This window comes from Arthrobacter sp. SPT-J7, from assembly GCF_059089965.1.
Genome location: NZ_JBNHFF010000091.1, coordinates 1 through 12,130, shown reverse-complemented (window position 1 = coordinate 12,130; position 12,130 = coordinate 1). Strand labels below are relative to the sequence as shown.

General features: G+C 64.9%; 11 protein-coding genes and 1 tRNA gene. 6 read left to right on the top strand and 6 right to left on the bottom strand.

What is annotated here, in order from left to right; all coding sequences use genetic code 11:
• From AC5RWX_RS24540 to AC5RWX_RS24530, 3 genes are all read right to left on the bottom strand, one after another.
• The coding region (locus tag AC5RWX_RS24540; protein WP_494098893.1) for an ATP-grasp domain-containing protein at positions 1-420 on the bottom strand (420 nt) is incomplete at its 3' end.
• Between the two features lie 457 nt (positions 421-877).
• Positions 878-3,430 carry a DNA helicase PcrA gene (pcrA, locus tag AC5RWX_RS24535; protein ID WP_494098892.1) on the bottom strand — a complete coding sequence of 851 codons (2,553 nt, stop codon included), beginning with the start codon at positions 3,428-3,430 and terminating at the stop codon, positions 878-880.
• 78 nt (positions 3,431-3,508) lie between these two features.
• Positions 3,509-4,339, bottom strand: a complete 831-nt coding sequence (locus AC5RWX_RS24530; RefSeq protein ID WP_494098891.1) for an inositol monophosphatase family protein — start codon at positions 4,337-4,339, stop codon at positions 3,509-3,511.
• A gap of 32 nt (positions 4,340-4,371) precedes the next feature.
• On the opposite strand from AC5RWX_RS24530, the gene AC5RWX_RS24525 reads away from it, so the two are divergent.
• Entirely contained in the window at positions 4,372-5,004 is a 633-nt protein-coding gene (locus tag AC5RWX_RS24525) for a hypothetical protein (protein ID WP_494098890.1), read from the top strand.
• Here AC5RWX_RS24525 and AC5RWX_RS24520 read toward each other — a convergent pair.
• On the bottom strand, positions 5,001-5,768 hold the full coding sequence (locus AC5RWX_RS24520; protein ID WP_494098889.1) for a DUF998 domain-containing protein: 768 nt from the start codon (positions 5,766-5,768) through the stop codon (positions 5,001-5,003). The two genes, AC5RWX_RS24525 and AC5RWX_RS24520, sit on opposite strands and share 4 nt — an antisense overlap.
• An 83-nt stretch (positions 5,769-5,851) precedes the next feature.
• Between AC5RWX_RS24520 and AC5RWX_RS24515 the strand changes: the two genes are divergently transcribed.
• From AC5RWX_RS24515 to AC5RWX_RS24505, 3 genes are all read left to right on the top strand, one after another.
• Positions 5,852-5,924: transfer RNA gene (locus AC5RWX_RS24515), tRNA-Arg, on the top strand.
• A 1-nt stretch (position 5,925) separates the two neighbouring features.
• The gene (locus AC5RWX_RS24510; protein ID WP_494098888.1) at positions 5,926-6,402 is read left to right on the top strand and encodes a DUF6314 family protein; all 477 of its coding nucleotides are present in this window, start codon (positions 5,926-5,928) and stop codon (positions 6,400-6,402) included.
• A complete protein-coding gene (locus AC5RWX_RS24505) occupies positions 6,399-6,824 on the top strand; it encodes an NUDIX hydrolase (protein ID WP_494098887.1) in 426 nt (141 codons plus the stop codon). The genes AC5RWX_RS24510 and AC5RWX_RS24505 overlap by 4 nt, the downstream gene beginning before the upstream one ends.
• Here AC5RWX_RS24505 and AC5RWX_RS24500 read toward each other — a convergent pair.
• Both AC5RWX_RS24500 and AC5RWX_RS24495 read right to left on the bottom strand, forming a co-directional pair.
• Positions 6,821-8,734: an ABC transporter ATP-binding protein gene (locus AC5RWX_RS24500; RefSeq protein ID WP_494098886.1), complete on the bottom strand. Its 1,914-nt coding sequence runs from the start codon at positions 8,732-8,734 to the stop codon at positions 6,821-6,823. The two genes, AC5RWX_RS24505 and AC5RWX_RS24500, sit on opposite strands and share 4 nt — an antisense overlap.
• The gene (locus AC5RWX_RS24495; RefSeq protein ID WP_494098885.1) at positions 8,731-10,374 is read right to left on the bottom strand and encodes an ABC-F family ATP-binding cassette domain-containing protein; all 1,644 of its coding nucleotides are present in this window, start codon (positions 10,372-10,374) and stop codon (positions 8,731-8,733) included. Before AC5RWX_RS24495 ends, AC5RWX_RS24500 begins: the two co-directional genes overlap by 4 nt.
• Positions 10,375-10,616: 242 nt before the next feature.
• On the opposite strand from AC5RWX_RS24495, the gene AC5RWX_RS24490 reads away from it, so the two are divergent.
• Both AC5RWX_RS24490 and AC5RWX_RS24485 read left to right on the top strand, forming a co-directional pair.
• Entirely contained in the window at positions 10,617-11,354 is a 738-nt protein-coding gene (locus tag AC5RWX_RS24490) for a hypothetical protein (protein ID WP_494098884.1), read from the top strand.
• Positions 11,351-12,088 (top strand): hypothetical protein, encoded by a 738-nt coding sequence (locus AC5RWX_RS24485; protein WP_494098883.1) that lies wholly within the window; start codon positions 11,351-11,353, stop codon positions 12,086-12,088. The genes AC5RWX_RS24490 and AC5RWX_RS24485 overlap by 4 nt, the downstream gene beginning before the upstream one ends.
• The last annotated feature ends 42 nt before the right edge of the window (positions 12,089-12,130 follow it).

Here is a 12,130-nt window from a genome sequence, read left to right as displayed (position 1 = left end):
GGCGTTCTTGGCGCGCGCCTCTGGGCGCTCGACGGCGAGCTGTTCGATTTCCATGCCGCCTTCAACCGAGCACATGGCCAGGTAGTTGCGGTTGGCCCTGTCCAGAAGGACGGAGAAGTAGTATTCCTCGGCAATGTCGGCACCCTGGGCGATCATCACCTTGTTGACGGTGTGGCCCTTGATGTCCATGCCCAGGATGTTGGAGGAGTGCTCAAGTGCCTCGTCGGCGGACTTTGCGACCTTTACGCCGCCGGCCTTGCCTCGGCCGCCAACCTTGACCTGTGCCTTGACAACAGTTACGCCGCCGATCTTTTCGGCAGCTGCCTTTGCTTCTTCTGGGGTGTGCGCCACGATGCCGGCAAGCACGGGTACACCGTGCGCCTCGAACATATCGCGCGCCTGGTATTCAAACAGGTCCACGGTTTAGTGTCCTTCTACGTCGAAGTAGTTTCTGTACAGTCGGACACCATCGAAGACGATGACCGGGCTGCGGAATTGCACGCACCGGCGGCCTGTTGGAAACGAGCCACGCGGCGTGATGCTCCACTGGGAACTCTAGTCCTTAGGATGGACCGGCCCGGCCAAGACTACCGCTTATGTGAGTAAGGACACTATTCTATGAAGCGTAGAAAAACCGCGCGATTACGGGGTTTTTGAGGCCTCCGGCGGGGCCGGCGGGGCACTTTCGGCAGGTCGGAAATCAGCTCGTAACGGTCCTTTGAAACGAAGATTCCGGCGCCGGCGGACACGTTTCCGCAGGCCACGCCACCGACGTAGGCCGAGCAGCAAGCCCGTTCCCTTCGTGGTTCTGCCCCTCCCTGCTTCATGGCGCCTGGGCACCTGGCGCTGTGGGGCCCTTGCCGACTCCCCTCCGCTCCTAGGCGTCGAGCTTGGTGAGCGGCGCGTACCGCAGCAGCAGTCGTTTCTCCCCGACGTCGAACTTCACCTTCGCCACCGTTTTATCCCCTGCACCTTCCAATGCGAGGACTGTTCCGTTACCGAAACTCGTGTGGTTAACCTTGTCCCCCACGCTGACCGCAACGATCTCCTTCTGCGGTTGCACCCGGTTCCGGGCAATGACGGCCGGTACATCCGCATTGAAACCGGCCGACGAATCAGCCGCTGCCCCGCGGGCTGTTCCGGCGCCCCAGAAGGATCCGCTGTAGCGGTTTGATCCGATGGAACCGCCGCCCCAGCCGCCGGCCTGCCTGCTGGTTCCTTCGCGCTTCCATTCCACGAGTTCGGCGGGGATTTCCTCCAGAAACTGGCTGGCGGGGTTGTACTGGCTCTGTCCCCACATGCTCCGGACCTCCGAACGCGTGACATACAGGCGCTTGCGGGCCCTGGTGAGGCCCACGTAGGCGAGCCGGCGTTCTTCAGCCAGTTCCTTCGGGTCCGTGGCGGAGCGCTGGTGCGGAAACAGCCCGTGCTCCATACCGGTCAGGAACACCACGGGGAATTCAAGCCCCTTCGCGGTGTGCAGTGTCATCAGCGTGACCACGCCCAGCCGTTTGGCCTCCGCGACCGCGGCGGCGGTGTCTTCGGCGTCACCGCCCGGGGCATCGGGGATCTGGTCGGCATCCGCCACCAGCGAGACCTGCTCCAGGAAAGCGGCCAGTGACCCTTCAGGGTTCTCCTGCTCGTACTCACGCACCACGGCCACGAGTTCCGCCAGGTTCTCCACCCTGGACTCGTCCTGGGGATCCGTGCTGGAGCGCAGTGCGGCAAGGTAGCCGGTCTGCTCCAGGACCGCTTCAAGGGCAGCTGCGGCGCCGGAGCCTGCGGCCACCTCGGCCAGGTCATCGAGCAGTTTCACGAAGCCGAGGACAGCGTTGACGGAACGGGTTGCCATCGCAGGAGCCTGCTCCGCGCGGCGGGCTGCTGCCATGAACGAAATACGCTCACGCTGGGCGAGGGCGGCAACAGCTCCCTCGGCGCGGTCGCCGATGCCGCGCTTAGGTTCGTTGAGCACCCGGCGGAGGTTGACGTCGTCGTCCGGGTTAACCAGGACGCGAAGGTAGGCGAGGGCGTCCTTGATCTCCTTGCGCTCGTAGAAGCGCGTGCCGCCTACTACCTTGTACGGCAGGCCTACCCGGACCAGAACGTCTTCAATAGAGCGGGACTGGGCGTTGGTGCGGTAGAAGATGGCGACATCCCCCGGGCGGAGGTCGTCCTCATCCTGGAGCCGGTCAATCTCCTTGGCGATGAACTGGGCCTCGTCATGCTCGTTCTCGCCCACATAGCCAACAATTTTGTGGCCGTCTCCCTCGGCCGTCCACAGGCGTTTCTCGGGACGGTTGGGGTTGCGCGAAATCACCGAGTTGGCAGCAGTGAGGATGTTCTGCGTGGAGCGGTAGTTCTGCTCCAGCTTGATGGTCCGCGCCTCGGGATAGTCCTTTTCGAACTCCACGATGTTGCGGATATCGGCGCCGCGGAAAGCGTAAATGGATTGGTCCGAATCGCCCACAACCGTGAGCTCGGACGCTCCCGGGCCTTCCCCCACGATTTCGCGGACCAGAGCGTACTGGGCGTGGTTCGTGTCCTGGTATTCATCCACCAGGACATGCCGGAACCGGCGGCGGTAAGACTCGGCGAGTGCCGGAAAGGCACGGAACATGTAGACGGTCTCCGCGATGAGGTCGTCGAAGTCCATCGCGTTGGCCTGGCGCAGCCGCTGGGTATAACCCTTGAAGACCTCGGCCACGGCCTGTTCGAAAGGATCGCTGTAGTTCGCGGCGGAGGAGTACGAATCGGCATCGATCAGTTCATTCTTCAGCGCGGAAATTTTGTGCTGGATGGCCTTGGGCGCAAACTTCTTGGGATCCAGGTCCAGCGCTTTAGAGACCTGCGTGACCAGCCGGAGCGAGTCTGCGGAATCGTAAATGGAGAAGTTGGACTTCAGCCCGACGTTGGCGGCTTCCTGCCGGAGGATCCGGACGCAGGACGAGTGGAACGTGGAGATCCACATGATCTTGGCGCGGCCGCCCACCAGCACTTCAATGCGTTCCCGCATTTCCGCCGCGGCCTTGTTGGTGAAGGTGATGGCGAGGATTTCGCCGTGATGGGCCCGCCCGGTGGCGATCAGGTAGGCGATCCGGTTACTGAGCACACGGGTTTTGCCCGACCCGGCACCGGCCACGATCAGCAGCGCGGACCCTGAGTGTTTGACCGCCTCCTCCTGCTGCGGGTTCAAACCCTCCAGCAGCTGGGTTGCATCCGGACGGTGGCTGCTGTGGCGGCGCACTTGGCCATGCTGCTCCTCGTCCTCCCGGCTGCCTGGCATACCGGCGCCCGGCTGGCTCTCCCAGGGCAGGCCACCGCCGGGACCGGCCGAGGTGACGACGCCTTCAGGGCGGGCCTTGGTGCGGGCAGCGGCTGCGGGAGCGGCCTTGAAAGGTCCGTCAGAGTACGGGTCAAACAACATATCCATGGTGCCTACAAGTCTAGGCGGTGGGACCGACACGCACTTCCAGCCTGTGGATTATGTGTCTAAGCTATCGCGGAGTCTTCAGGCCACCGAGCCGGACTCGAGCGCAGCGCGCAGCTCTCGCACCGCCGTTGTACCACCTGCCATGAACCATTCCAGGCCGTTCACCCGGACAGTGTCCACGGCGCCGCCGGCCGCACGGACGATCGCCTTTCCAGGCAGCCAGTCCCACTCCGGGCAGCTGTGCTGGAACCAGCATCCGAGCTGCCCATCAGCTACCCGGCCGAGGTCGCAGGAACCCGAGCCGAGCATCCGCAAGGCGGCAGCAGAGGTGGCAGCAGCATGCCAGGGCATCGCGCAGAGTGGGTCCATAAGCCAACTCGGGTGGATGTACGTGGCAGCGCCCAGCTCGGCTACGGCAGTGCCGTTGCGCGCTCCCCCGTCCTCGGCGAACACCACCAGGGGTTCGCCGTTAAGGGTGGCAGGATGCGCCCTGCCGCCCAGCCAGAGCTTGTCCTCCTCCGGCTGGAAGATGGCGCCGAGCACCACATCGGAGGAATCCTTCAGCGCAATGGCCGAGCACCAGTACGTGGATCCATGCAGGAAGTTGTAGGTGCCGTCCACAGGATCAACCACCCAGGTACGTCCGCTGGTCCCCTGCACCGAGGCCCCTTCCTCCCCGAGGATCCCGTCTTCGGGCCGGCAGCGGCGCAGCTGTTCCAGCACGTAGGCCTCCGCCGCGTGGTCCGCGGCGGTCACCACGTCGGAAACGGAGGTCTTCTGCTGCGACTGCAGGCCTGCCATCCGCATGAGCAGCGCCAGCTGCCCGGCTTCGCGGACCAGGGCTGCAGCCAGTTGGTAATCATCCAAAGAGGGGTCGAGTTCAATAGCGCTGTGCCGGCCAATGGTCATGGCTTCAGTTTATGGGGCGGGATAATGGTGCCATGGCCAAAACCCCTGCCCAGCGGATCAAAAAGCACGGCTCCAAGGCGGCTGTACCGCAGCACCACCTACCGCCCGTGGTCAACCCCACCACGGCGCGCACGCCGCAGAAAGCCGAAAACAACGGCAACCTCATCCTGATCGCCGGCGTGGTGGCCAGCCTGTTCCTGTTCTGGTACCTCCACCTGCTGACGCTGGACCAGCTGCGGCAGCTCTCCGGTGGCCTGCCCATGCCGGATTCGCTGATCGGCGGGTTCGACCCGGCCTACATCAACCAGCTGCATCCGGCGATGAACGAGGAAGCGCGCGGCCAGCTCAACTACGTCCACAGGACGGCCGGCACCCTGTTCCCGCTGATCTTCGGGTTCACCTGGCTGCTGCTGATCGGAACAAGCGTCGCCAGGAAAGCCCTGCGCTGGGCACTATGGGCACTTCCCCTGCTGTTTGTAGTGGTCCGGCTGTGGGGCAACGCGGCCATCGACGGCATGCTGGCGGCAGGAACGCCCGACGCCGGCCAGATCGCCCTGGCGTCAGGCCTCACCGTCGCCGGCTGGGTTTCGCTGGTCCTGAGCCTGCTGGCAGGGGCTGCGGCGGTGTTTCTGCGGACGCGAAAGCCCGGAAACCAGGAAGCCTAAAGCGGCTGGCCAACTGCGGCGGCAGCGCGGGCCCGCTTCCGGTGCCGATGCACCCGCTGCGCGATAACCAGGCCCGCCGTGGCCATTCCCACGGTCACCGGGTAGCCCATGAGCCGCTCCAAGGTGCCGGGCTCGGGCACGTCCATGCGCGTCAGCCCGCCCGTTGCCAAGGCAGCAGCGGACACGGCCCCGCAGGCCAGGATAAACCAGGCCATCAGTGTTTTCCGCAGCCAGAGGATGCCCAGGACCAGCAGGGCGGCCGCCCCGGCAAGGAAGTACATGACGGCGCCGGCAAAGTGCCAGCCGGAGCCGACATCCTCCGGTACCAGTCCCACAACCACCGTTCCGGCTCCCGCCGTTCCGATCAGCACCCTCACGGCGATGGCTGCCAGCCAAGGTGTCCGCCGGCCCGGCTGGACCCGGGCGCCGGCCAGGGCAGCCACGCACAGCAGGCCCGAGCTTAGGAGCAGCGCCCCCAGCAGCATCCCCATCCCCTGAACCACGAACGATGCGTTCATCAGCCAGTTCAGCGGGGAACACACGTCCCGGCCGTCGAAAACGCCGCAGTTGATGGCACCGAGGTCGCTGATATAGCCGGTGCGCAGGTCATAGGGCCGGGGACCGGCCCAAGCGCCGATGACGGCGGCCTCCGCGGCGAAATACTGCAGCACGCTGAGTACGGACCAGGCACCGATGTACTGCCGGGTGGAAGCGGTGTCCGGGATAAATGCCAAGGTTTTGGCGGTGGACGGAGCTGAACTCATGCTTTGAGCGTAGTACGGCTCCGCACCTTGTATGCTTGTATCCGTGTCCGGCCGGACCGGCCTTGCCGATCCATCGGATGCCCGCCCTCGTAGCTCAGTGGATAGAGCACGGCTCTCCTAAAGCCGGTGTCGTTGGTTCGATTCCAATCGAGGGCACTTGAACTTTCCTCCTCCGGAGTTCGCGCTCCGCTCGTACCTGCTCGGCGGGGCGGCCAATGGCCACACCGGGCAGTGGACTGTCCAGCGGGACCTGCTGGACCGGACGAATGGCACCCGCGGAACTTTTTTCGGCGTCGTACATTTTGTTCCCACGCACGACGGCGGCCTTGCCCTCCGGGAGGAAGGCACCATGCGCTGGCCCACCTTTACCGGGCCCGCTTCCCGCGAATACCTGATGAAGACCAGCGACCGGCCCGATGCCCTGGACGTATTCTTCCCGGACGGGCGCCCCTTCCACACCATGAGCTTCACGCCGGAGGCCAACCTGGACCGGCACTGGTGCGATCCCGACACCTACCGCGTGGCTTATACGTACGAGGACCCACACCGCTTCAGGTACAGCTGGGACGTACAGGGGCCGCAGAAGGATCTCCTGCTGACCTCGCGCCTGGTGCGGCAGGAGCAGGACAGTTGAAGGACCGCATCGTGGTGTCCGCCGTCTGCGTCTTTGACAACGCCGGCCGGCTCCTGACGGTCCGGAAGCGCGGCACGTCCATGTTTATGCACCCCGGCGGCAAACCCGAAGCCGGTGAAACCGCCGTGCAGGCCGCCGCGCGGGAACTGGCCGAAGAGGTGGGCATCGTCCTTGATCCAAGCGACCTGCAGCTGATGGGCGTTTGGATTGCCGACGCCGCCAACGAGGCCGCCACGGACATCGAAGCCACGGTGTTCCTGGCGCCGGGCACGTGGGAGGCCCAGCCATCCGCCGAGATAGCGGAAATCCGCTGGCTGGAACTGGGCGCAGGCGACCTCCCCCGGGACCTCGCCCCGCTCCTGACCGATCACATCCTGCCGGAGCTGGCCGCCACGGCTCAAACCGTGTGGACCGAAGGCTAGAACTCAGGAACTGCTTCCTCCGCCACTGCCGTAGCTTCGGCGAACTGCGTCCGATACAGCTCCGCGTAACGGCCTTCAGCGGCCAGGAGTTCTGTGTGGGTGCCGCGCTCTACAATCCGGCCGTCCTCCACTACCAGGATTGCGTCAGCGGCACGGACAGTGGACAGGCGGTGTGCAATGACGACGGCGGTGCGCCCCTCGAGTGCGGCGCCCAAGGCAGCCTGCACGGCGGCTTCATTGGTTGAGTCCAGAGCGGCTGTCGCTTCGTCAAGGATGACCACGCGGGGCTGGGCAATGAGCAGCCGGGCGATGGTGAGCCGCTGGCGTTCGCCGCCGGAAAGCCGGTAGCCCCGTTCACCCACCACCGTGTCCAGCCCATCGGGCAGGGAGCGGATCATGGCTTCCAGCCGGGCCTGTCGGATGACCTCCCACATGTCCGCCTCCGTCGCGTCCGGCTTTGCGAGCCGGAGGTTGGAGGCGATGGTTTCGTGGAAGAGGTGGCCGTCCTGCGTCACCATGCCCAGGGTGTCCCGCAGCGAGTCAAAGGTGGCGTCGCGCAGGTCGAGCCCGGTTCCCGGAGCAGTTCCGCCCAGGCGCACGGCACCGGAATCCACATCGTAGAGCCGGGCCAGCAGCTGGGCGATGGTTGATTTTCCTGCGCCCGAAGATCCCACCAGCGCTACCGTCTGTCCCGGTTCCACCCGGAAGCTGATGCCGTGCAGCACTTCCTCCCCGCCGCGGGTGTCCAGCGTGGACACCTCCTCCAGGGAGGCCAGTGAAACCTTTTCGGCTGAGGGGTAGGCGAAGCGGACGTCGTCGAACTCTACCGAAACCGGGCCGGGCGGAACAGGCACGGCGTCGGGTTTCTGCTGGATCAGGGGTTCGAGGTCCAGGATTTCGAAGACCCGTTCAAAGCTCACCAGGGCACTCATGATTTCCACCCGGGCATTGGACAGGGCTGTCAGCGGGGCATAAAGCCGGGTGAGCAGCAGGGCAAGCACCACAACGTCGCCTGCCGCCAGCTGACCGGTAATGGCCAACCACCCGCCCAGGCCGTACACCAGAGCGAGGGCAAGCGCGGAGACCAGCGTCAGGGCCGTCACGAAGGTGAACTGCAGCATGGCGGTCCGGACGCCGATGTCCCGGACGCGGCCTGCGCGGACGGCGAACTCCCGGGATTCCTCGTCCGGGCGGCCAAAGAGCTTAACGAGGGTGGCTCCGGGGGCGGAGAAGCGTTCCGTCATCTGGGTGCCCATGGCGGCGTTGTGTTCCGCCGCCTCGCGGCGCAGGTCGGCAAGTTTGGAGCCCATCCGCCGTGCGGGGATGAGGAAGACCGGCAGCAGGATCATGGCCAGGACCGTCACCTGCCAGGACGTGCCGAGCATAACAATGAGCGTAAGGATCAGTGCCACAACGTTGCTGACCACACCGGACAGGGTGCCGGCGAACGCGGACTGGGCACCAATGACATCGTTGTTCAGCCGGCTGACCAGGGCTCCGGTGCGGGTGCGGGTGAAGAACGCGATGGGCATCTTCTGGACGTGGTCGAAGACCCGGGTGCGCAGATCCACGATCACCCCCTCACCGATGGTGGAAGAGAGCCAGCGGCTCACCAAACCAAGGGCTGCTTCCGCTACAGCCACGACAGCGATGAGTATGGCAAGGCGGACCACCTCCTCGGTGGCGGCCTTGGCCACGATCGCGTCCACCACCTGCCCTGCGAGGACGGGGGTCGCCACGGCGAGGAATGCCATGACGATGGACAACGCCACAAAGGCAAGGAGTTTGCCGCGGTGCGGCCGGGCAAACCCCAGGACACGCTTCAGGGTGGCTTTGGAGAACGGCTTGGAACCGCTCTTGGCCCGGGTGATGTTGTATAGGGAGCCCCAGGCCACCCGTTCCATGCTCATTGTTGTTGCTCCATCACGCTTCCGTTGTCCACATTCCAACGTACATCCAGCCGCACGTTTTCCAGCAGCCTCCGGTCGTGCGTCACGAGCAGGAGGGCACCGTCGTAGCTTTCCAGCGCTTCCTCAAGCTGTTCGATGGCCGGAAGGTCAAGGTGGTTGGTTGGCTCATCCAGGACAAGGAGGTTCACGCCGCGCGCCTGCAGCAGGGCGAGGGCGGCCCTGGTCCGTTCGCCCGGCGACAGCGAATCGACGGTACGGGCAGTGTGGTCCGCCTTGAGGCCGAACTTGGCGAGCAGGGTACGGACGTCAGCCGGGTTCAGGTCCACAAGGACGGCCTCGACCGCGTCGGCCAGGGCCAGGTGGCCGGCGAGCAGCCCGCGGGCCTGGTCGATCTCACCGATGGCCACCGAAGCGCCCATGGCAGCACTGCCGGACTCGGGTGCGAGGTCGCCCAGCAGAAGGCGCAGCAGGGTGGACTTGCCGGCGCCGTTGGGTCCCGTGATGCCGACCCGCTCCCCCGCATTGAGCTGCAGGTTTACCGGGCCGAGGGTGAAGCTGCCCTGCCGGACCACAGCGTCGCGGAGGGTAGCCACCACGGCGCTTGAGCGCGGCGCCTTGCCGATGGAGAACTGGAGCTGCCATTCCTTCCGGGGCTCTTCCACCGCGTCCAGTCTGGCGATCCGTGATTCCATCTGCCGCACCTTCTGGGCCTGCTTCTCGGAGGACTCAGTGCTGGCGGCGCGGCGGATCTTGTCGTTGTCCGGGTTCTTCTTCATGGCGTTCCGAACGCCCTGCGAGCTCCATTCCCGCTGCGTCCTTGCCCGTGACACCAGGTCCGCCTTGGTAGCGGCGAACTCGTCATACTTCTCGCGCGCGTGACGCCGCGCCACTGCACGTTCTTCGAGGAAGGCGTCATAGCCGCCGTCGTAAACGGCGACGGAGTTCTGCGCCAGGTCCAGTTCCACCACTGTGGTGACGCAGCGTGCCAGGAACTCCCTGTCGTGGCTCACGAGGACAACGCCACCGCGCAGCCCGCGGACAAAGTCCTCGAGTTTCGCAAGTCCGGCAAGGTCAAGATCGTTGGTGGGCTCGTCCAGGAGGACGACGTCGAACCGGCTGAGCAGCAGTGCTGCGAGCGCCACGCGCGCTGCCTGTCCGCCGGACAAACCTGCCATTTCGGCGTCGGCCCCGGTCTCCAGGCCCAGATCAGCCAGGACGGCGGGGATACGGTCGTCGAGGTCGGCAGCACCGGAAGCCATCCAACGATCGAAAGCCCGCGCATAGGCATCATCGGCACCGGGCGCGCCGGAGCCAAGCGCCTCTGCCGTGGATTCCATCTCCGCCGTGGCCTGGGCGCAGCCGGTCCGCCGGGCAATGTATCCGGCAACTGATTCCCCGGGAATCCGCTCGTGCTCCTGGGGAAGCCACCCCACGAAGGCGTCGGCGGGAGCAAGGCTGATATTGCCGTCCTGCGGCTGGTCGACGCCTGCGAGAAGGCGGAGCAGGGTGGATTTGCCGGCGCCATTGGCACCCACCACACCTACAACGTCGCCGGGGGCAACGGTGAGGGAAAGTTGGGAAAAGAGCAGCCGGTGGTCGTGACCGCCGGAAACATCCTTTGCCACGAGGGTCGCAGTCATGGTCCATCCTTTCGGAGCGCGCAGCAGTTCTGGGCGCTTTTCGGCCCGCAAAGCCTCGCGCATTCCGGCAGGAGGACGGCGCCCGGAGCCCGGACATAAAAGAACCCGCTGGTCCGGACTTGGGGGGTGTACGGACCAACGGGCTCGACCATCAAGCATAGTCGAAACAAGCGTGCGGGTAAAATCGGCGGGATGACGTCAGGCTAAAATCGACAGACCACCCGTTCTCCAGAGAGCCCCTTATGACCCTCCCCGCCAAGGCGTTCCAGCGCTGGCTGCAAGGCATTGCGCCGGACGTCAGCACGGCAGACGTCTGCAGGATTTCCGGGATCAAGCGGACCACCCTTGCCCAGCAGCTGGTCCGTGGAAAAGTTTCAGTAAGCACCGTGGTCAGCATCAGCCGCGCCTACAACATCAACCCGGTAGCTGCCTTGGCCGACTTTGATCCCTACCGCGGACTGGTTGGCCCCCAGCAGCCACCTACCCGCTACGAGCTGGTAAGCCAGATCTCAACTGCCGACCTCCTGCGCGCCATGGTGGCACGCCCGGGGCTGGAACCCGCCGTGGAACCAGGCGGCAAGCGCCCAGCACTGTCGCCGGCGCCGCATGCCACGTCCGTCAGGAACTGGGTCGATGCAATTGACGACGGCGAGCTGCGGCACCGCGTGTCCGCCGCTACCGGCATCGCACCGCAGAACTATTCCGCGCAGCTGTCCGCCAACCGGCTGTCCGCCGGACTGGCGGTTGCCACTGCCGTAGCGGCAGGTGTTGGACTGACGAATGGGCTGGTTGCCACGGGCCTGATTACGGAGGAAGAAGCAGGCTGGCCTCCGGGCGCACGCGAGGCAGCGCTGGACAGCCTGTCCGACGGCGACCTCGCCCTCCTGGCCGGCGAAAGGCTGCAGGCACTGGGCAAAGTTTTACGACGCCAGGAGCAGGACCAGGCGCAGACAGAAAAGATTTGGGAGAACCTGGGATGATCGAGATCCTTCAGTGGTCAACGCTGGCCACGTGCGGCCTCATAGCTCTGGCCAGGATACCCAGCGCCCTTCGCGGAGAGAACAGGTCGCTTTTCTACATCTTCGCCCTGATGACCGTGGCCATCCTTTTGAGCATAGAGGCGCCCTACATAGCTGTGGACAGGGCTCTCGGAGGCGTCAACCTCGCCAATCTGCTGCTTCGCTTCATCATTTTCGCCGCCATTTACTTCGTCGGAATCCGCGTCACCCGTGGGTTCGGTGCCGACCATGCTTACCGGCTCATCACGGGAAAAATAGGCATGGCCGTCCTGCTGGCGGTTTCGCTGGTAATGACGCTGCTGTTCTTCCAGATGGACACGGCCGGATCCTCGGCCGGTTTGTCGGCAACCTCAGGCAAAAGCGAGCGCAACCTCCTCCTGGTGGAGTACTACGGAGCGGCGGGCCGCGCCTATCCTTCCTACGTTTCCCTGGTCCTGCTGCCGGTCATGGTTCGCGCAGTGGGCAGCAGGCTCCCCGTACTGGTGCGGCTCGCCGCCGGGCTGTTGGCAGTAGGCGGAGTGGCCATCGCCCTGACTCTGCTGTTCCCCCTGGTACCGGAGGAGTGGTCCGCGGCCAAGTACATCGTCAATTACACCGCGGTACTCTGTTTCGTCCTCGGCCTTGCCCTCATCTGGGCTGCCAGGGTCAGAAGCAGCAATAGCTTCAAGCCGAAGAAGACATCTACCGAAAAGTAACCTTCCCAACTTTCACATATTCATTAGAATGTGAAACAATCA